Raw genomic sequence first — 18,898 nt, 5'->3', positions numbered from 1 at the left:
GGACCGGCCGCCGGAACGACATCCCCCGCGTTCCGGCGGCCTCCAGCCCACACACCAAGGTTAAATCCAGGGATAAACACTGCCCCAAATCGGAGGGTGGCGAATGCTACGGTGACGGGCGGAGGTGACAGGTCCCATGCCGACGCAAGACGAGCTGTTCGCGGCCGTCGACACACTGCTCGCAGGCGAGCCGCACCTGCCCGCCCCCGCCGAACGAGCCCGCCTCAGAGAGGCCGCCGGCATCACCCAGGCCCGGCTTGCCCAGGTACTGCAGACCACGACGCAGACGGTGAAGAACTGGGAATCCGGCCGCGCCGAGCCCCGCCCTCCCCGCCGCCAGGCATACCAGCGCCTCCTCGACGGCTGGGCCCAGCAGTTCCCGCCCCACGACACCCCCGAAAGCGCCGGCAGCCCGCACCCCGCCCCCGAGGCACCGGCCCCCGAGGCGCCGGCCCCCGCGACCCCGGCCCCCGCGACCGCGGCTCCCGCCCCACCGGCACGGCACCACACCCCGCCGGCCCCGCCACCCCCCACCCCGCACGACGGCACACCGGCACACCAGCCGGCCCCGCCCACCACCGCCCCGCGCTTCGACAACGGCCCCCTCGCCGTCATCGACGCCCACGACGGCCACGTCCTCGCCCACTGCACCGGCGGCCTGGTCCTGGACGTACCCGCCAAATCCCTCCCGGCGCTCATCGACTGGACCCTCACCGAGGCCCGCCTCGGCCAGCCCCGCCTGCACCGCAACGGCCGCGACGCCGACCCCCTCCTCGTCCTCACCCCCACCGCACTCCAACGCTACGGACTGCCCACCACCCTGTCCGACGACGAACGCCGCGCCGGACGCCTCCCGGACGGCCACAAAGCCGTCAGGCAACTCACCCGGGCCGACTGGAAACTGACCCGGCGCGGACTGGGCCCCTGGGCCAGGATCTACCGCCCCGCCGACGGAGCCCAGCGCCACTGCGTCCAACTGTGCATCCCGGCCTGGAACGCCCTGGACACCCGCGAATGGGACGACCGCAACGCCCCCCGCCTGCCCTCGATGCACCCCGCAGACCTCGCCCGCTACCTCGGCGCCTACGCACAGCGGGTCATGACACCACGCGGCACCGCCGCGGTCACCGGCCTGGAACTGATGACCGCCCTGCACCCGCCGACCCGCGCCGAGAAGGACCCCGCCACCGGCACATACACCCGCGCCTTCAACGACGACGCGCTCACCGCGGTGCACGACGTGGTCGCATGCGAGGTCCCCGACGAACACCCCCTGCTCAAGGGCAGATTCGCCCGCCACCACCAGCGCACCCCGGCCGAGATGCTCATGGAGGAGCCCTACGACTGGTGCCGCCCCCTCACCGACGACGAGTGCATGCGGCCATACCTGGTCGCCATCGACATCAACATGTCCTTCGCCGCCGCCGCCAACGGCCTGACCGTCGGCCTGGGCGGCCCCACCCACCGCACCGGCAACCCGCCCTTCGACCCCTCACTGCCCGGCTCCTGGCTGGTCGACCTCAGCCACGTCGACCTCTCCCGCGTCCAGATCAACGGCCGCACCATCGACGCCGGCCGGCTCCCCTCCCCGTTCACCCCCAGAGGCGAACACCCCACCGGACCGGCCTGGTACGCCACCCCCACCGTCGCCTACGCGGTCGAACTCGGCCACGACGTCGCACCCCTCGAGGCCTACGTACGCACCCGCACCGGCCGCTACCTGGACGCCTGGTACAAACGACTGCGCGACGCCTACCTCGCCACGATGGCCGACCTCGGCGTCACCACCACCATGGGCGGCACCGAGTTCCTCCAGGCCATGGCCCGCTCCCGGCACACCGACCCGACGATGGCCCTGCTGGCCGGCGCCATCAAGGCGACCGCGAAAGGCGGCATCGGCAAACTCCGCCAGCGCAACCGCGGCCAAGTGCCCTACTACGAACCGTGGCCGGCCCTGCAACGGGAGACGTGGCGCCCCGACATCCGCGCCGCGGTCCTGGCCAACCAGCGCATCGGCCTGCACCGCAAGCTGATGAAGACCGCCGCCGCGGCCGGCCTCTACCCGGTGGCGATCGGCACCGACGCCGTCGTCTACCCCTCGCCCGGACCCACCCCGCTCGACGTCCTGCCCCACACACCCGACGGCAAGCCCGCCCCGGGCACCTTCCGGCTCGGCATCTCCCCGGGCATGGTCAAACACCAGGGCACCCGGACGGTCCTGTGGGCCGAGGAACAGTTCGAGGAACAGGGCGGCGTCTTCAACATCGCCAACCACATCAAGACCGACCCGGCCGCCGGGGAAGGGGAGTAACCGACGATGCTGGACCCGGTCGGGAACGGCCTGGACCGCTCCCTTCAGGCAGCGTTCACCCGCCCCCTCCCCAAGAGCGCCAACGCCCAGATGAAATACCTGGTCAAACAGCTCAAAGGCACCAGAGCCGCCGCCCAGCTCCTCGGAATCTCCCAGCGCACCGTCGAACGCTACGTCAAAGGACAGCTCAGACGGCCCCGCCCCGAACTGCGCGACCACATGCACCGCGAAGTCACCAAACGCTGGCAGCCCCAGGTCAGGGCCAGAGCCAGGAAAAAGGCGTCCACCACCGACGGCCTCGTCCTGTCCACCCGCGCCCGCTTCGGCTTCACCGCGGCCCCGGGCACCACCGACGACGCCCGCGTCCGCGACCTCACCCAGGCCCTCCCGCCCGACTGGGCCGACCGGCTCTTCACCGCCCGCGAGCAGGGCGCCACCGAACAACAACTCCAGCGCATCGCAGCCGAGGGCCTCGCCCAGACGTACTTCCGCGCAAGCGACACCCGCGCCCACGGCCTCGGCGTCGAATTCACCGACATCGACCACATCGACATCGCCCTGTAGACCCGCATCCCTCAGCTGTAGGGCCCCCACCGGCGCCCCACAGTGTCGTACATGTACCGGGGCAGACCCTCGATGCCGCTGGTACGGAACGGGCGCCCGCCGTCATCGACGCGCACCGTGCCCGTACGGCCCTGGGAGGACCAGTCCAGCTCCAGATACCAACGGCAGTCGCACGAACCGGCCTCGGCCGTGATCAGCAGCACCTCGGGATCCTCCGCCGACACGCGATAAGGCAGGCGCACAGCCGGAATCGGCGTGCCCGAATCATTCCCCGCGACCGCACGGGCGATCGGGCGGTCCCTGTCCAGATCCACGGCGAAATACCGCGGAGTGAGCGAGCCCCCGCAGCCCTGGTCCATGGCATAGGCATTGCCCTCGACAGGCGCCGCACGGCCCACCACACGCACCCGCAGCGCCTCCAGCACCACGGCCGTCTCGCTGCGCCCCTGCACCGACAACTGCACGAGCGTCTCACCCCCGTGCACCGCGCCCTGCGCCGCCGCCCACGGCGCCGCGTCCTGCGGGACCGGGGGAGGAGGCACCCGGCCCGGCGGCTGGGCGATGACATAGTCGTGACCACAACCGAGCTTCCACGCCTGGGAATTGACGGACCAGGCGAACGGCAGCCCGCCGGCATCCTGACCGCCGCCGGACGGCGCGGATGCCGCCGCGCCGGGCGGACGAGAGGCGCCCGGCTCCTTCTGCGGGGTGGCCGACCCCGAAGGCCGCCCGGAGGCGGGGGTACCGCTCGGCCCGGGTGAGGTACCCCGCCGCTCAGGCGCCCTGGCCTCCGCCGACCCGGACACCGCAGGAACGCCGACCCGGACAGGACCGCCGGCGGACGCCCGCCGCCCGTCCGGCAGCGCCGACAGCGCCCCCAGCATCCCGAACACGGCACCGACCGAGGCCAGCCCCACCACGACCCGCCTACGCCGATACCAGGGCCGCCCCGGAAGCGGAAGCGGTGACGCGGCCATACCGGCCGCCGACGCCCCCTCCGGCACCGGGATACCCTCCACCCCCGCATCCGGTCCCTCCGCCGCATCGTGCACGCTTTCCGCCGCCTCCGCCGCCTCCGCCGCACGAGGCCGACGCCGCACCGCCACCGCCCCAAGCCAGCAACGATGGAGCTCCACACGCTCCTGCGACGTCGCCCCGCACAGCGCCGCGAAACGCTCCACGGGAGCGAAATCCAGCGGCACCGCGTCACCCGCGCAGTAACGGTGCAACGTCGAGGTGTTCATCCCCAGACGACGCGCCAGCGAGCCATAACTGCGGTCCGTGCGCTCCTTCAACGCCCGCAGCAACGCCGCGAACTCCGCCACCTCACCGCCGCTGCCGCCGCCGTCGTCCTGTGCCGACACACGTCCCCCGTCCTCGTACGCCCCACCCGGCCCGGGACGGCATCCCAGGCACCCCAAGTACCTGCACGTCAGACGGGCTGGGATGGTTCCACCCCGCCCGACCGGCCGCCGGCTGTTGCGCCCGGCCGCCCCGACCGCAGATGCTCCTGGTACCGCACCGACCAGGCCCGGACCGGCCGGCCGGCCGCGCCGCGGCACCCACGCCCACACCCACACCCACACACCCATCCACGGGGGACCACCCATGCCCATCCGCAACCGGACCAGCGCCCTGACCGCACTCACCGCCGCCGCCCTCGCCGCAGGCACGATCCTCACCGCACCGGCCGCCGGCGCCGCACCGAAGACCCCCGCACCCGCCTTCCTGTCGGCCTCCCAGCTCCCGCCCCACCCGGCCTCGTCCTGGACCGCCGGCCCGGTCACCGACGGCTTCCCGGAACAACTCGGCCTCTGCGTCAGCACGGAGGGCGTCCCCTCCTACGACTACCGCCACCGGCAGTTCCGCACCGACCTCGACACCGGCGCCGTCCAGCTCACCGTCGTGACGGGTACACCCGCCCAGGCCAAAGCCCTGGCCAGGCACTACGACGACCTGATCCGCACCTGCGCCGACCGCATCGAGGACACCACGCCCGACACCGAGGCCGAAGGCCGCGACTACGGCACCCTGCCCGTCGAGGAAGGCGCCCGCGTCCGCGGCCTGCACACCGAGACGTCCTGGGGCGCCACCGACATCGCCCTGCTGTCGGTCGGCCGGGACGGCAGGACCGTCACCGTCGTGCGGTGGGGACAGCTGGGCGACTTCACGGACGCCCCCGTGGCCGCCTTCAAGAAGACCACGAACACGGCCGTCAACAAGCTGTACTGACCGGCCGGCCACCGGAAAAGACCCGGGGCCGTCCCCCCGTCACGGGGGTCGGGGGGACGGCCCCGCCCCGGTCACCAAGTGCGACGAGTGTTGAATAAACGACACGTGTTGAATAACTTGGGGGCATGAGGCACATCGAAGTGTGGGCGGACGTGGTCTGCGCCTGGGCGTACATCGGTAAGCGGCGGTTGGAGCAGGCGCTCGAGGGACGGGACGGCGAGTCCGTCGAGGTGGTGTGGCGGCCGTTCCGGATCGACCCGATGGCACCGGCGCGGGCGCAGCCGCTGGAGGAGGTGCTGCAAGACCCCGTGGTGGACGGGGCGTTGCAGGGGTGCGCGCCCGGGATGAGCGCGGCGGAGAACCGGGTCAGGGTCTCGGAGATCGCGGCCGCCGAGGGACTGGGTCCGCGGTGGGGAGCGGCGTGGCGGGCCTCGAGCCATGACGCGCACCGGCTTGTCGCCCTGGCGTACGAGCAGGGTGGGGCCGCCCTTCAGGATGCCGTGCTGGAGGGGGTGTTGCGTGCCCACTTCGTGGAGCGGCGGGACATCAGCCGGATGGAGACGCTCCAGGACATCGCCTCCGCGGCCGGGTTCTCCGAGGGCGCACGGCTGCTGGGCGGGGGCGGGGCCCAGGAATACGTACGGGAGGCCCTGCTGCGGGGCAAGGCGATCGGGGTGACGACTTCGCCGACCCTGGTCGTCGGCGGGGAGGCGCTGGCCGGGGCGCACGCGCCCGAGGTGATCGCGCGGTTCGTGGCACGGGCCGTGGCCGAGCCGCGGCGCGAGCTGCCGGCCGAGGTCGAGCGGCTGCGGCTGGCCGAGGCGCTGCTCGACAAGGGCGATCCGCTGGGCTGTCTGACGCTGCTGGGCGCGCTGATGGCGGAGCACCCCGAGGACCGGAGCGTACGGATGCTCGCCGCACGTGCTCACTACCACTCGGCGCAGCTGTCGCGGGCGCGGAGCGGGCTGGAGCGGCTGGTGGCGGAGAACCCGGACGACGCGTACGCCCGGTTGCTGCTGGGCCGGACCCTGGAGCGGCGGGGGGAGGGGGAGGAGGCGGCGCTGCATCTGCGGATCGCCGCCGCGATGAACCCCGAGTACGGGAAGGCCGGATGAGCGGCGCACGCCGCCGGCGCCGCGTGTGAGTGCGGGAAAGGGCCCGGGCCGCTGCGGGCGGTCCGGGCCCCGTGCGTGGTCAGAGGCGTTCGATGACGGTGACGTTGGCCTGGCCGCCGCCTTCGCACATGGTCTGCAGGCCGTAGCGGCCGCCGGTGCGTTCCAGGTGGTGCAGCATCGTGGTCATCAGCCGGGCGCCGGTGGCGCCGAGGGGGTGGCCGAGGGCGATCGCGCCGCCGACGGGGTTGACCCGTTCGGGCGCGATGGCGATCTCGCGCTGCCAGGCCAGGACGACGGGGGCGAAGGCCTCGTTGATCTCGACGGCGTCGATGTCGTCCTCGGCCAGGCCGGCGTCCGCGAGTGCCTTGCGGGTGGCGGGGATCGGGGCACTGAGCATCATGATCGGGTCGTCGCCCAGGACGGTCATCCGGTGGATGCGGGCCCGGGGGGTCAGGCCGTGCTCGCGCAGCGCCTCCTCGGAGGCGACGAGCAGGGCGGCCGCGCCGTCGGAGATCTGGGAGGCGGTGGCGGCGGTGATCCGGCCGGCGGGGTCCAGAGTCTTCAACTGCGCCATCGACTCGAGCGTGGTGTCGCGGCGGGGCCCCTCGTCGGCTGCGAGGGCGTGCTCGCCGTCGTCGTAGGGCTCGATCTCGCGCTCGAACCAGCCGGAGTCGGCCGCGTGGGCGGCCCGGCGGTGACTGGTCAGGGCGAACTCCTCCATCTCCTCGCGGGAGATGCCCCAGTGGCGGGCCATCAGCTCGGCGGCGTGGAACTGGCTGACGGTCTGGTCGCCGTAGCGCTTGCGCCAGCCGCGGGAGCCCGAGTACGGGTCGGGGTGGCCGAACTGGTCGCCGACGAGGGCGGCGGCGGTGAGCGGGATCTGCGACATGTTCTGCACGCCGCCGGCGACGACGAGTCCGGACAGGCCGCTCATGACCGCCTGGGCGGCGAAGTGCACGGCCTGCTGGGAGGAGCCGCACTGGCGGTCGATGGTGACGCCCGGCACGTTCTCCGGCAGCCCCGCGGCCAGCCAGCTGGTGCGGGCGATGTCCCCGGACTGCGAGCCGAGCTGGTCGAGGCAGCCGAAGACGACGTCGTCGACGGCTGCGGGGTCGACGCCGGTGCGGTCCATCAGGGCGTTCAGGACGTGCGCGCCGAGGTCCGCGGAGTGGACGCCCGAGAGTCCGCCCTTGCGGCGGCCGACCGGGGTGCGCACCGCGTCGACGATGTAGGCCTGGGATATCGCGCTCATCTCAACCGTGTTCCTTGTCAGGGGGGATGGGTGGACTGCGGGGTATGCGCACGGCCTGGTGCGGCCGGCTCCTCCCCGACTGTACGACACATGTCGCTTAACAGACAGGTGTTGCATTATTGTCGTGTGTTGTGGAACCGTGGTCCCATGCCGAACACCTCGAACACCCGGGGCGCCTCGCGTGACCCGCGCGCCCGGCGGACCAGGGCGCTGCTGCGCTCCGCGGTCCTGGACCTCTCGATGGAGAAGGACCTGGACGGCATCACCATGAGCGACATCGCCGAGCGCGCGGAGGTGAACCGGGCCACGGTCTACCTGCACTACAAGGACCGTGAGGACCTGCTCCTCGACGCCACCGAGTCGACGATGGACGGTGTGGTCGAGGCGGCCCGCGCCTGCCGGCTGATCGCGCACACGCATGTGCTGTCCGAGACCGCTCCAGTGCACCTGACCAGCCTGTTCGCACATGTCGACAAGCACCGCGCCGTCTACCGCCGGATGCTCGGTGAGGACGGCAGCCCGCGTTTCGCCGCCCGCCTCGAACGGCTTCTGGCGCAGGCGTGGTTCGAACAGCTGCTGACCGAGGCCACGCCGGACGCGTTCGACGAGACGGCACTGCTGGTGCGCGCGCACTTCCTCAGCGGGGCCGTGCTGGCGGTCATCGGCCGGTGGGTGCGCGGCGAGTTCGACGGCGAGCAGGGGAACGGCATGAGCGTGACCGGGGTCGCCGATCTGACCTGGGCGCTGGTGCGAGGTGGGCGATGACCGTGACACGCACACAGACACAGGCGGCGGCCACGGCGCCCGGCCCGGCGCGGACGTCGGTGCTCGTGGTGCTCGAGAACGAGCTGGTGCGCTGCGGTGTCACCACCCTGCTGCGCACCGTCCCCTCGGTCCGGGACATCTGGGCGTGCAGCGGTCCGGTCGCGGCCCGCGAACTGCTGGCCGAGCACCGGCCCGACATCGTGGTCTGCCACGGCAGCGGGGGACCGGCGACGGAGCTGATACGGGAGGCCGAGGCCGTCGAGGCACGCGTGCTGCTCCTCCTGGAGGACCTGCGGCTCGAGTCCATCGACGAGGACGTCATGCTCTCCTCCCACGGTTTCCTGATGCAGTCCGAGCTGACGGCCCACAACCTCGACGAGGCCGTGGTGCGCCTGGAGCGCGGCGAGATGCCGCTGCCCGCGGGTCTGGCGCGGTCCCTGATGGTGCGGGTGCGCGGAGCCGGCCCGGTGGGAACCTCACGCAAGATCTCCCTCACCCCCCGTGAGCAGCAGGTGCTCTCGCTGCTCGCCCAAGGCATGAGCAACAAGCAGATCGCCCGACGGCTCACCATCTCCGAGCACGGCGTCAAGCGGCACGTCACCAACCTGCTCGCCAAGTTGAACTCCCCCAACCGCACGCTGGCCGTGGCGCTCGCCCTCCAGGAGGGTCTGGTCTGAACCCGCCGCGGGCAGCGCCAGGGCGGCCACGTGGTGGGGGCCGACGGCCAGGGGGGTGGTGCGCCAATGGGGGACCGGTGCCCCCGCGACGGACCAGCGGTGCGGATCGGCCGGTTCGGCCCTCACCCGGCGCAGCCCGCCCGCCAGGCCCGTGCCGAGTCCCTTGAGCACCGCCTCCTTGCACGTCCAGCGGGCGAGCAGGGCCGGCCGGGCCGCCGGACGGGCCAGCCGCGACCAGCGGGTGAGATCCGCCGGGTCGAGGACCCGGGCGGCCAGCTCCCGCTCCCCGCGCACCGGGCGGACCCGCTCGACGTCCAGGCCCAGCGGGCTCCCGGCCGAACAGCCCACCAGGACGGCGCCCCTGGTGTGGGACAGACTCAGCCGCAGCCAGGGGGCGGCGGGGACCACCGGCCGGCCGACGGCGTCCCGCACCACGTGCAGTCGGCGCGGTGCCACCTCCAGGACCCGGGCCACGCCGAGGCGCAGCAGGGCATGAGCGGTGACGTACGGGGAGCGCGCCTCACGCGGCATGCCGGCGTACCGCTCGCGCTCGGCGGGGGTGAGCAGGTCCAGCAGGGCCTCCTCCTGCGCCGCGGGGCGGTCGGTACGGGCCGACCAGACGCGGACGCCGCGGGCCGGGGCGCCGTCAGATCGGGCCAAGGCGCACCGCCCCGTCCAGCCGGATGACCTCGCCGTTGAGCATCGGGTTGTCGATGATGTGCGCGACCAGTGAGGCGAACTCCTCGGACCGGCCCAGCCGGACGGGATGCGGGGTCTGCGCGGCGAGCGAGGCGCGGGCCTCGTCGGCGAGCCCCGCGACCATCGGCGTGTCGAACAGCCCCGGAGCCACGGTCACCACGCGGATGCCGTGCCGGGCCAGGTCCCGGGCCAACGGCAGGGTCATGCCGGCCACCGCCGCCTTCGAGGCGGTGTAAGCGACCTGGCCCTCCTGACCCTCGTACGCGGCGATCGAGGAGGTGCACACCACCACTCCGCGGTCGCCGTCCACCGCTTCGTTGGCCGCCATCACCCGGGCCGCCTGGCGGACCACGTCGAAGGTGCCCAGGAGGTTCACCCGGACCACCTCCGCGAAGGTCTCCAGCGGCAGCGGGCCGTGCCGGCCCAGGGTGCGGCCGGGCACCGCGATCCCCGCGCAGCTCACCACGGCGCCGAGCCGGCCCAGTGAGGCCGCGGTGTCGACGGCGCGGGCCACGTCCTCGGTGCGGGTGATGTCGCCGGGGACGAACACGGCCCGGTCGCCGAGGTCGGCGGCGACCTTCTCGGCGCGTTCGGAAGCGCGACCCGTGAAGACCACCCGGCAGCCCTCGGCGGCCAGCCGCATGACGGCTGCCCGCCCCAGCCCCGAGGTGCCCCCGGTGACCAGCGCGATGCTGTCGTGCATGTTCATGGTGGTGCCCCCCTCAGCACCCGTGCCAGACGGGCGGGCGGCGCTCGGCGAAGGCGGTCATGCCCTCCCGCGCGTCCCGGCTCGCCAGCAGACGGGCGCTCAACTCGGCGTTGATCTGCCACAGTTCGTCCTCGGACGTCCCCCCGGCCGCGGCCCGCACCAGGCGCTTGGCCGCCTGGAGGGAGAGCGGCGCATGCGCGGCGACGCGCTCCGCCAGCTCCAGGGCCGCGCGCAGGGCGTGGCCGGGCGGGGCGAGACGGTTGACCAGGTGCCACTGACGGGCCATGGCCGCGGTGACCGGCTCGCCGGTGAGCGCGGCCTCCATGGCGGCGCGCACGGGCACCAGCCGGGGCAGCCGGATCAGTCCGCCGGCACCGGCCAGCAGGCCCCGGGTCACCTCGGGCAGCCCGAACCGGGCGTCCTCGGCGGCGACCACCAGGTCACAGGCGAGGGCGATCTCCAGGCCGCCGCCCAGCGCCGCGCCCTCGACGGCCGCGACCAGCGGGGTGCGCACCGGGTGGTGGACGATGCCGGCGAAGCCCCACTCCTCGTGGTCCGGGTCGTGTACGACGCCGCCGGCGGCCAGCGCCTTCAGGTCGGCGCCGGCGCAGAAGACCGGCCCGGCGCCGGTGAGTACGCCCACCCGCAGCGCCGGGTCGCGGTCCAGTTCGGTCAGGGCGGCGCCCAGGGCGGCCGCGAGTGCCGAGTCGACCGCGTTGCGGACCGCGGGGCGGTCCAGGGTCAGTACGGCGACGTGGCCCCGGCGCTCGAACCGTACGAGCGGCGCGGCGTTGCCGGGGTCGCCGGGCGTGCCCGCGGCGGCGGGGGTGAGGGGGGTGGTCACGCGGCGCCTCCGGCCCAGGGCTGTGCCGGGCCCGCCGGGGCGAAGCGGGGGCTGCGGCGCTCGTGGAAGGCGGCGATGCCCTCCATGGCGTCGGTGGTGGCCGCGGCCGCGCTGAGCGTGGTGGACTCGTCCTCCAGGTGCTCGGCCAGCGAGCGCGCGAACGAGGCCCTCAGCAGCCGCTTGGTCTGCCCGTACGCCCGGGTGGGGCCCGCCGCGATCTCCTGGGCGAGCTGTGCGGCCCGCTTGTGCAGCAGGCCGGCCGGTACCGTCTCGGTGGACAGGCCCCAGGACTGGGCGTCCTCGGCGCTGAGGACCTGGCCCAGCAGCGTGATGTGCTGGGCCCGGCGCAATCCGACGAGCCGGGGCAGCAGGTGGCTGGTCGAGGCGTCCGGGGTCAGGCCCAGGGCACCGTACGCGGAACGGTAGGTGGCTCCTTCAGCGGTCAGCAGGACGTCGGCCAGACAGGCCAGGCCCAGGCCGGCGCCCGCCACATGGCCCTGGGCGGCGACGACCAGCGGGGCGGGCATGGCGGCGAGCCGGGACAGGGCGGCGTGCAGGTAGCTGGTGACCTCCATGAGATGGCTGGGCAGGTCGCCCGACTGCTCGAAGGAGGTGAGGTCGCCGCCGACGCAGAAGTGGTCGCCCGCGCCGGTCAGCAGAACGCAGCCGCTGTTGGCGGTGGGCTCCAGCAGGGTGGCACGCAGCAGCTCCTGCGCGAGCCGGAGGTCGATGGCGTTGCGCCGCTCCGGGCGCGCCAGGCGCAGGTGGGTGACGCCGTTCTCCCAGGTGACCTGGATGCGGCGGAACCGGGCCGCGGGGTCGGTGGTCATCGCGCTCCTGTCATGGCCGGGCCGGTGTCGGCGGCGCCGCGGTAGTCGTGGAAGCCGCGTCCGCTCTTGCGCCCGTGGTGGCCGGCCGCGACGAGCTGCCCGAGCAGGGCGGGGGCCTCGAAGGCCGGGTTGCCGGTGGCGCGGTGCAGGGCTCTCGCCACGTCGTGGAACACGTCGATCCCGCTGAGGTCCACGGAGGCGAGCGGCCCCATGGGGTGGCCGAAGCCCAGCTGGCAGGCCCGGTCGAGGTCGGCGGGGCTGCAGGTGCCGTCCTCGACCATCCGGACCGCCTCGAGGATCAGCACGGTCAGCAGCCGGGTGGTGATGAAGCCGGGGGTGTCGCGCTCGACCAGCACGCTCTCCTTGCCGACCTCGGCGGCGAAGGCATGGGCGAGGGCGAGGACGTGCTCCGAGGTGGCGGGGCCGCGGACGATCTCGCACAGCCGCATCATCGGGACCGGCGAGAAGAAGTGGGTGCCCACGACGCGTTCGGGGCGGGTGGTGGCCCGCGCGATCGCGCCGATGGGGATGCCGGAGGTGTTGCTGGCCAGCAGGGCCGCGTCCGTGCAGAGCACGTCGAGCCGGGCGAACACCTCCTGTTTGACGGCCAGGTCCTCGGCGACCGACTCGACGACCAGGGCCGCGCCGGCGCAGTCCTCCAGGCGGGTGGTGAGTTGGACGCGGTCCAGGACCCCGGCGGGTACCGGCAGGCCGGGAGCCGCGCCCTTGCGGGCCAGCCGGCGCAGCGATTCCTCGATGGCGGCGCGGGCGCGGGCCAGGGACTCCCGGGTGCGGCTGTAGAGCACCACCGGGCGGCCGGCGGCGGCCGCGACCTGGGCCAGGCCGGCGCCCATGGTGCCGGCGCCGACGACCGCGACCGGGCCGGCCGGTACCCGCGGGGCCGGGGCAGGACGGGGGGCCTCGACGGTCACGGTCGCTGTCCGAAGTCGTCGGCGCCGGTCCAGCGGATCAGCGTGCCGCCATAGCTCATGCCCGCGCCGAAGGAGACGATGACGACGTTGTCCCCAGGGGCGACGCGGCCGGTGTCCATGGCCTCGCGCAGGACCAGCGGTACGCCGGCGCCCGAGGTGTTGCCGTACTCCTGGACGTTGGTCATGGTCTTCTCGGCGGGCAGGCCCAGCTTCTCCATCAGCAAGTGGATCAGGTGGTAGTTGGCCTGGTGGAAGACGATGAGGTCGATGTCGTCCACGGTGATGCCGTTGGTCTTGGCCAGCTCCTCCACGAAGCCGGGGACCCGATCGAGGGCGAAGTCGCGCACCCCCCGGCCGTACATGTGGGCGAAGTTGTCGCCGAAGGCGGACTGCTTGGGGGTGCCGTCGTCCCAGGTGCGCTTCTCGCGCTTGACGTAGGCGGTGGTGTAGGCGGACGGGTCGCTGCGCAGCACGGCGGAGGAGACGCCCTGGCCGGCCTCGACGGGTTCGAGGAGGTAGCAGGCCGCGCCGTCGCCGAAGATGACGCCGACGGTGCGGTCCTCGGGGTCGAAGGTCTTGGTGCTGACGTCGGCGAGGACGACGGCGACCCGCCGGTAGGCGCCGGAGGCCACGTACTTGGCGCCGACGTCCAGGGCCCAGGTGCCGCCGGGGCAACCGCCGGTGTTGACGTCGAAGCCGGGTACGTCCTGGATGCCGACCTTGCCCATGATGGCCACGGCGGTGGCCGGGATGAGGTTGTCGGGGGTGTACGTGCCGCAGATGACCAGGTCGACGGAGTGGGGGCTGACCCCGGCGCGCTCGCACGCGTCGAGCAGGGCCTTGGCTCCCAGGTCGGAGGACCACTCCTCGGGGGCCGACCAGCGGCGGGTCCGTACGCCGATGAACTCGCTGATCCACGCGTCGGTGGTGTCCAGCCGCTGTTCGAGGTCGGCGTTGGTCACGACCCGCTCGGGCAGGTGGCCGCCGATCGCCCTAATGCCCACACCTCGGGGCCTGTCGTATGCGATGGGTTCCATGGGGCGGAGTCTTTCCGCCGTCCCGGAGGGCGGGAAGGCCCCTTCCGACTGGCCTGTCGTCACCCCCACCGGGGCCGGTGGCTGCCCTGCCCGGATGGGCAGGGCGGGTGGCGGCCACGTCCGGCGGCGCCGGACGTGGGCCTCGAACGCACCGCCCTTGCTGGACTTTCGCGTCTTCTTCCGGCGCGGTGCGGCTGCCTATGGTTCCGCGGACCTGGGAGGCGCCCCCTCGGGCCGGCGTTTCCTTTTCTTCCGGGAAGAGAGCAGAGATGCCCATGACCGTCGCCAGTACCACGGAGGGCCCGGCCCTCTCCCGTATCGACACCGGTGGCCTGCGCGTTCCGGTGGGAATCGTCGGCACCGGCTGCCACGTGCCCTCGCGGGTGGTTCCCAACACGGAACTCGTCGAGACGCTGGACACCACCGACGAATGGATCAGGAGCCGCACCGGTATCGGTGAGCGGCGCTGGCTGGAGGAGGGACGGACCACCTCCGACATGTGCGTGGCCGCCGCGCGAGAGGCGCTGGAGCGCAGCGGGCGGTCGGCCGCGGACCTCGACGCGGTGATCGTCGCGACGTTCACCTACGACCAGCCGCTGCCGTCGACCGCGCTGATCGTGAAGGAGGCCCTCGGCGCGACGCGGGCGTTCCCGCTGGACCTCAGCCAGGCGGCCTGCGCGGGCGGGGTGTACGGCATGCTGACCGCGGCGCACCTGCTGCAGAACGACCGGATCCGCAACGTGCTGGTGATCGGCGCGGAGTGCCTGTCGCGGGTCACCGACCCCGAGGACCGCTCGACGCGGGTCTTCTTCGGTGATGCCGCGGGCGCCGTGGTGATGAGCCGGACCGAACCGGGCTTCGGACTGCTCTCCTGGGACCTGGACGCCTCGCTGTCGTACGCGGTGGAGATCCCGGCGGGCGGGGCGAGCCGGCCCACGACCGAGGAGACCGTCGCGGCGCGTGGCCAGTTCCTGAAGATGGACGGGCGCACGGTGTGGACGGAGGCCACCAAGCGGCTGCCGGAGAGCATCCTGACCACCCTGGACCAGGCGGGCCTGCGGCCGGGCGACGTGGATCACTACATGCTGCACCAGGCGAACCTGAACATCGTCCATGAGGCGATGGACGCGCTCGGGGTGGACCGCTCGCGGGCCGGCATCAGCGTGGACCGGTACGGCAACACGGGTGCGGCCACCGTCTTCACGGTGCTGCACCAGGCGATGGAGGCGGGCCGGGTGGCGCCGGGGGAGCTGGTCGTGGTCTCGGCCATCGGAGCCGGGTTCATCTGGGGCACCCTCTGCCTGCGGGCGGGGTGAGCGGATGTACGCCGTCGTGGCCGAGCGCTCCGTGCCCGAGGACCCGCTCGCGGGACTGCGCACCGGGCCGTGGCCCGAGCCGCGCCCCCCTCAGGGCTGGGCCACGGTCGAGGTGCGGGCCGCCGCCCTGAACCACCACGACCTGTGGACCCTGCGCGGAGTGGCGGTGCTGCCCGGGCAGTTGCCGGTCGTCCTCGGCAGTGACGCCGCGGGCGTCGACGAGGACGGCCGCGAGGTGATCGTCTACCCGGTGATCGGGGATCCGCGGGCCGGGGGCGGGGACGAGACTCTCGATCCGGCGGTGGAGTTCCTCTCGGTGCAGCGGCCCGGCACGCTCGCACAACGGGTGTCGGTGCCGCGCCGCTGCCTGGTCCCCAAGCCGGCCGAGCTGAGTTTCGCCGAGGCGGCCTGTCTCCCGGGTGCCTGGCTGACGGCCTACCGGATGCTGTTCGAGAAGGCGGGGGTCGAGCCGGGTGGTGTGGTGCTGGTGCAGGGCGCGGGCGGCGGTGTCGGCACGGCCGCGGTGTCTCTGGGCAGCGCCGCGGGGCTGCGGGTGTGGGCGGTGAGCCGGTCCGCGGAGAAGCGGTGCCGGCTGGCCGAGCTGGGTGCGGAGCGGGTGATGGCGCCGGGCGAGCGGCTGCCGCACAAGGTGGACGCGGTGATCGACACCGTGGGCGAGGCCACGTACGCGGCCTCGTTGAAGGCGCTGCGCGCGGGCGGGCGGCTGGTGCTGTCCGGGGCGACCACGGGGGGCCTGCCGCCCGCTGATCTGGGGCGGATCTTCGCCAACCAGTTGTCGGTGGTGGGCTCGACCATGGGGACGGCCGACCAGCTGGCGCGGCTGGCGGCGTTCTGCGTGCACACCGGTGTACGGCCGGTGGTGGACCGGGTGCTGCCGCTGTCGCGGGTGCGGGAGGGACTGACGGCGATGGACGCGGGCGAGCTGTTCGGCAAGGTCGTGCTGGTGCCCTGAGCCCGGCCCGGTGAGACGGCTTCGGCCCGGCCCCTTCTGAAGGAAGGGGCCGGGCCGAAGCGTTGCCGCCGCTGACGGGGGGATGGGTTCAGGCGGCGGCGGTCTCTTTCGCCGGGGCGCCGGCGGCGGGCGCCGGCGCGGTGCGCGGCAGGAGCAGCGCGGGCAGCAGGGTGACGGCGGTCAGGCCGAACACCCACCAGAAGGAGGTGCCGAAGGCGTCGGACACCGGGGTGCTGGAGGCCTTGGTGTCGGTCAGGCCGTTCTGCAGGACGATGGCGACCGCGGCGGTGCCCACCGAACCGCCCAGCCGCTGGAAGATGTTCATGGTGCTGGAGGCACGGGGCATCGCGGCGGGAGCCAGTGAGCGGTAGGCGGCCGCGAGGCTGGGCAGGGTCACCACGCCGACGCCGATGCCGCGGGCCACCATGGCGGCGGCGAGCAGGCCCCGGCCGGTGCCGTCGTCGACGAGGGCGAAGGGCAGGGTGCCCAGCAGGGTGATCAGGACGCCGGCGAGGGCCAGGGGGCCCGCGCCCGCCTTGTCGGTGGCCTTGCCGGCCAGGGCCATGGCGATGACGTAGCCGACGCCCTGCGGGGCGAGCATCAGTCCGGCCTCGAGGACGCTGGCGCCGCGGTCCAGCTGGAAGTACAGGGGGAGCAGGAACATCGCGCCGAACACACCGGCGTTCAGGGTGAACTGGGTGACGACGGCGGCGGAGTAGCCGCGGTCCGCGAACAGCCGCAGATCGATCAGCGGGGTGCCGGGGGTGCGCAGGGCGTGCACGGCGAAGCCGGTCAGCAGGGCCGTGCCGGCCAGGGTCCAGGGCAGGCTTCCGGCGTCGGTGAAGCCGCCGCTGCCCGCCTCGGCCAGGCCGTACAGGAGCAGGGCGAGGCCGGGGGAGAGCAGCAGCAGGCCGAGGAGGTCCAGCCGGCGGTCGGTCCGCGGGCGGTCGGCGGGGAGCTTGATCCAGGCGAGCACGATGGCGGCCAGGCCGATGGGGATGTTGATGAAGAAGATCCAGCGCCAGTTCAGCTCGTCGACGAAGTACCCTCCGACGACCGGGCCGATGATCGGGGCGAGCATGGCGGGTACGGACACCACGGCCATCACCCTGCCGAGCCGGGCCGGGCCCGCGGCGCGGGCGAGCATGGCCTGCGCCATCGGCATCACCATGCCGCCGCCGAGGCCTTGGACCACACGGAAGACCACCAGGCTCTCCACGGACCAGGCGAGGCCGGAGAGGACCGACCCGGCGAGGAAGAGGACCTGGGCGGCCAGCCACACCCGCTTGGCGCCGAAGCGTTCCATGGCCCAGCCGGCGAGGGGGACGACGAGGGAGAGGGCCAGCAGGTAGCCGGTGACGCTCCACTGGACCGAGTCGAGCGGGGCGTCCAGCTCGTGGGTGAGGGTCTCGATGGCGACGTTGACGATCGTGCCGTCGAGCAGGGTGGTCACCGCTCCCAGGACCAGGACGCCGCACAGCCACCACAAGGAGCCGTCGATGCGGGCGTCCTGCTCCGCGACGGTGGGCGCGGGCGTGGGTCGGTTCATGGCAAGGTCCCCTCCGGAGAACACGGCGGGGCAGAAACTTGGACTACCCCGTCTAGATTTCGATAGTAGACTAGGCCGTCCAGAAATCAAGTCGTGGACGTCCCAGGAGGAACAGCAGTGGCGAAGACCCGGGAGACGGCCCGGCCCCGCCCGCGCCGCACGCACGGCGGACGGGACCGCAGGGCGCAGATCCTCCAGGCGGCGGCCGATGTGTTCGTCCGCGACGGCTTCGCGCGGGCGAGCATCGACACCATCGCCGCCGAGGCGGAGGTGGCCAAGCAGACCCTCTACAACCACTTCGGTGACCGTGACTCCCTCGTCGCCGAAGTGGTGGCCGCGGCGATGGACCCGCTGGCCGGCCAGTTCGACACGCTGGTGCGCGAGACCATCGCCGCCCACGACGGCACCGACCTGCCGGCCCAGTTCCGGGACTTCGGCCGGCGCTGGGTACGGCTGATGCTCGGCGACACCGCCGCGCTGCGCCGGCGGATCCTGGCGGAGGCCCCGGTGGAGGAGTCCCTGCGCCGTGTCCTGCACGGCATCGACCGGGACGCGGGCATCCGTGCCGTGGCCGAGCAACTCGCGCTGCTCGGCCGGGCCGGCCACCTGGATGTCGACGACACCGAGACGGCGGCCCGGCAGCTGCGAGCACTGCTGATCGGTGAGGCCGAGCTGGAGTCGACGCTCGGTCAGGCCCCCCTGGACGAGGCCGGCATCGACGCGGTGGTGGAGCGGGGCATCAGCGTGTTCATGCGGGCGTACGGTCCGCGCTGACGGCGTCCGCGGACCGTGCCGGTCCCCCCGGCCGCCGGGGCGGGTGAGCGGGGACGCAGCCGCCGCATCAGCGGGACCTCGATCCAGCGGTACGCCGTCCAGGCCACCAGCACGCACAGTGCGAGGCAGCCCAGCCCGGCCGGCCTCGCCGGCACAGGCCCGTCAGCGACTCCAGCCGGGAGCCGCGGCCGGCCGGCGGGTTCAGTCCGCGGGCACCGGGTCGCTCGTGCCGGGCGAGCTTCGCGAAGGCGGGGGCCCGGCGGGGCTGGACAGGCGTCGGGGCCGTCCCCCCCCCCGGGGTGGCCGCGGGCCGCCCCCG

General features: G+C 73.5%; 17 protein-coding genes and 1 pseudogene. 9 read left to right on the top strand and 9 right to left on the bottom strand.

Features of this window, described 5'->3' with window-relative positions:
• The first annotated feature begins 136 nt into the window (after positions 1-136).
• Both tap and tpg read left to right on the top strand, forming a co-directional pair.
• Entirely contained in the window at positions 137-2,311 is a 2,175-nt protein-coding gene (tap, locus tag ACFC1X_RS24750; RefSeq protein ID WP_376357036.1) for a telomere-associated protein Tap, read from the top strand.
• Positions 2,312-2,317: 6 nt separating this feature from the next.
• The gene (tpg, locus tag ACFC1X_RS24745) at positions 2,318-2,875 is read left to right on the top strand and encodes a telomere-protecting terminal protein Tpg (RefSeq protein WP_376357034.1); all 558 of its coding nucleotides are present in this window, start codon (positions 2,318-2,320) and stop codon (positions 2,873-2,875) included.
• A gap of 11 nt (positions 2,876-2,886) precedes the next feature.
• Here tpg and ACFC1X_RS24740 read toward each other — a convergent pair whose 3' ends face one another.
• Positions 2,887-4,239 carry a helix-turn-helix domain-containing protein gene (locus ACFC1X_RS24740; protein WP_376357032.1) on the bottom strand — a complete coding sequence of 451 codons (1,353 nt, stop codon included), beginning with the start codon at positions 4,237-4,239 and terminating at the stop codon, positions 2,887-2,889.
• A 244-nt stretch (positions 4,240-4,483) separates the two neighbouring features.
• On the opposite strand from ACFC1X_RS24740, the gene ACFC1X_RS24735 reads away from it, so the two are divergent.
• A complete protein-coding gene (locus ACFC1X_RS24735) occupies positions 4,484-5,107 on the top strand; it encodes a hypothetical protein (protein WP_376357030.1) in 624 nt (207 codons plus the stop codon).
• Between the two features lie 125 nt (positions 5,108-5,232).
• Positions 5,233-6,222 (top strand): DsbA family protein, encoded by a 990-nt coding sequence (locus ACFC1X_RS24730; protein ID WP_376357028.1) that lies wholly within the window; start codon positions 5,233-5,235, stop codon positions 6,220-6,222.
• Between the two features lie 79 nt (positions 6,223-6,301).
• On the opposite strand, the gene ACFC1X_RS24725 is transcribed toward ACFC1X_RS24730, so the two are convergent.
• Entirely contained in the window at positions 6,302-7,465 is a 1,164-nt protein-coding gene (locus ACFC1X_RS24725; RefSeq protein ID WP_376357103.1) for an acetyl-CoA C-acetyltransferase, read from the bottom strand.
• A gap of 156 nt (positions 7,466-7,621) precedes the next feature.
• On the opposite strand from ACFC1X_RS24725, the gene ACFC1X_RS24720 reads away from it, so the two are divergent.
• Both ACFC1X_RS24720 and ACFC1X_RS24715 read left to right on the top strand, forming a co-directional pair.
• The gene (locus ACFC1X_RS24720; protein WP_376357027.1) at positions 7,622-8,239 is read left to right on the top strand and encodes a TetR/AcrR family transcriptional regulator; all 618 of its coding nucleotides are present in this window, start codon (positions 7,622-7,624) and stop codon (positions 8,237-8,239) included.
• Positions 8,240-8,241: 2 nt separating this feature from the next.
• Entirely contained in the window at positions 8,242-8,916 is a 675-nt protein-coding gene (locus ACFC1X_RS24715) for a response regulator transcription factor (RefSeq protein WP_376357025.1), read from the top strand.
• Between the two features lie 57 nt (positions 8,917-8,973).
• Here ACFC1X_RS24715 and ACFC1X_RS24710 read toward each other — a convergent pair.
• The 6 genes and pseudogenes from ACFC1X_RS24710 to ACFC1X_RS24685 form a co-directional block, all read right to left on the bottom strand.
• Positions 8,974-9,447, bottom strand: a pseudogene (locus ACFC1X_RS24710) (4'-phosphopantetheinyl transferase family protein); the annotation flags it as partial.
• Between the two features lie 115 nt (positions 9,448-9,562).
• A complete protein-coding gene (locus ACFC1X_RS24705) occupies positions 9,563-10,324 on the bottom strand; it encodes an SDR family NAD(P)-dependent oxidoreductase (protein WP_376357023.1) in 762 nt (253 codons plus the stop codon).
• Positions 10,325-10,337: 13 nt separating this feature from the next.
• Positions 10,338-11,168 carry a crotonase/enoyl-CoA hydratase family protein gene (locus ACFC1X_RS24700; protein ID WP_376357021.1) on the bottom strand — a complete coding sequence of 277 codons (831 nt, stop codon included), beginning with the start codon at positions 11,166-11,168 and terminating at the stop codon, positions 10,338-10,340.
• Entirely contained in the window at positions 11,165-11,998 is an 834-nt protein-coding gene (locus tag ACFC1X_RS24695; protein WP_376357019.1) for an enoyl-CoA hydratase/isomerase family protein, read from the bottom strand. Before ACFC1X_RS24695 ends, ACFC1X_RS24700 begins: the two co-directional genes overlap by 4 nt.
• Positions 11,995-12,930 (bottom strand): 3-hydroxyacyl-CoA dehydrogenase family protein, encoded by a 936-nt coding sequence (locus ACFC1X_RS24690; protein ID WP_376357017.1) that lies wholly within the window; start codon positions 12,928-12,930, stop codon positions 11,995-11,997. Before ACFC1X_RS24690 ends, ACFC1X_RS24695 begins: the two co-directional genes overlap by 4 nt.
• Positions 12,927-13,967, bottom strand: coding sequence for a 3-oxoacyl-ACP synthase III family protein (locus ACFC1X_RS24685; protein WP_376357015.1), 1,041 nt, complete (start codon positions 13,965-13,967; stop codon positions 12,927-12,929). Before ACFC1X_RS24685 ends, ACFC1X_RS24690 begins: the two co-directional genes overlap by 4 nt.
• Before the next feature lie 275 nt (positions 13,968-14,242).
• Between ACFC1X_RS24685 and ACFC1X_RS24680 the strand changes: the two genes are divergently transcribed.
• Together ACFC1X_RS24680 and ACFC1X_RS24675 are read left to right on the top strand one after the other, a co-directional pair.
• A complete protein-coding gene (locus ACFC1X_RS24680; RefSeq protein ID WP_376357013.1) occupies positions 14,243-15,283 on the top strand; it encodes a 3-oxoacyl-ACP synthase III family protein in 1,041 nt (346 codons plus the stop codon).
• 4 nt (positions 15,284-15,287) lie between these two features.
• Positions 15,288-16,256, top strand: coding sequence for a zinc-binding dehydrogenase (locus tag ACFC1X_RS24675; RefSeq protein ID WP_376357012.1), 969 nt, complete (start codon positions 15,288-15,290; stop codon positions 16,254-16,256).
• A gap of 88 nt (positions 16,257-16,344) precedes the next feature.
• On the opposite strand, the gene ACFC1X_RS24670 is transcribed toward ACFC1X_RS24675, so the two are convergent.
• Positions 16,345-17,805, bottom strand: coding sequence for an MDR family MFS transporter (locus ACFC1X_RS24670; RefSeq protein ID WP_376357010.1), 1,461 nt, complete (start codon positions 17,803-17,805; stop codon positions 16,345-16,347).
• A gap of 117 nt (positions 17,806-17,922) precedes the next feature.
• On the opposite strand from ACFC1X_RS24670, the gene ACFC1X_RS24665 reads away from it, so the two are divergent.
• Complete coding sequence (locus tag ACFC1X_RS24665) at positions 17,923-18,579, top strand: TetR/AcrR family transcriptional regulator (RefSeq protein WP_376357008.1); 657 nt, start codon at positions 17,923-17,925, stop codon at positions 18,577-18,579.
• Positions 18,580-18,898: the final 319 nt, after the last annotated feature.

This window comes from Streptomyces sp. NPDC056128 (genome assembly GCF_042263835.1).
In the GTDB taxonomy this organism is placed as follows: Bacteria; Actinomycetota; Actinomycetes; order Streptomycetales; family Streptomycetaceae; genus Streptomyces.
Note: the sequence above shows the minus strand (reverse complement) of the source record. Positions and strands in the feature narration are given on the sequence as shown.

What these genes read in the sequence shown, in the direction of transcription:
- ACFC1X_RS24685 (WP_376357015.1), bottom strand. Translation starts at nt 13,967, where the DNA reads ATGGAACCCATCGCATACGACAGGCCCCGAGGTGTGGGCATTAGGGCG.
- ACFC1X_RS24695 (WP_376357019.1), bottom strand. Translation starts at nt 11,998, where the DNA reads ATGACCACCGACCCCGCGGCCCGGTTCCGCCGCATCCAGGTCACCTGG.
- ACFC1X_RS24720 (WP_376357027.1), top strand. Translation starts at nt 7,622, where the DNA reads ATGCCGAACACCTCGAACACCCGGGGCGCCTCGCGTGACCCGCGCGCC.
- ACFC1X_RS24680 (WP_376357013.1), top strand. Translation starts at nt 14,243, where the DNA reads ATGACCGTCGCCAGTACCACGGAGGGCCCGGCCCTCTCCCGTATCGAC.
- ACFC1X_RS24675 (WP_376357012.1), top strand. Translation starts at nt 15,288, where the DNA reads ATGTACGCCGTCGTGGCCGAGCGCTCCGTGCCCGAGGACCCGCTCGCG.
- ACFC1X_RS24670 (WP_376357010.1), bottom strand. Translation starts at nt 17,805, where the DNA reads ATGAACCGACCCACGCCCGCGCCCACCGTCGCGGAGCAGGACGCCCGC.
- tap (WP_376357036.1), top strand. Translation starts at nt 137, where the DNA reads ATGCCGACGCAAGACGAGCTGTTCGCGGCCGTCGACACACTGCTCGCA.
- tpg (WP_376357034.1), top strand. Translation starts at nt 2,318, where the DNA reads ATGCTGGACCCGGTCGGGAACGGCCTGGACCGCTCCCTTCAGGCAGCG.
- ACFC1X_RS24705 (WP_376357023.1), bottom strand. Translation starts at nt 10,324, where the DNA reads ATGAACATGCACGACAGCATCGCGCTGGTCACCGGGGGCACCTCGGGG.
- ACFC1X_RS24730 (WP_376357028.1), top strand. Translation starts at nt 5,233, where the DNA reads ATGAGGCACATCGAAGTGTGGGCGGACGTGGTCTGCGCCTGGGCGTAC.
- ACFC1X_RS24735 (WP_376357030.1), top strand. Translation starts at nt 4,484, where the DNA reads ATGCCCATCCGCAACCGGACCAGCGCCCTGACCGCACTCACCGCCGCC.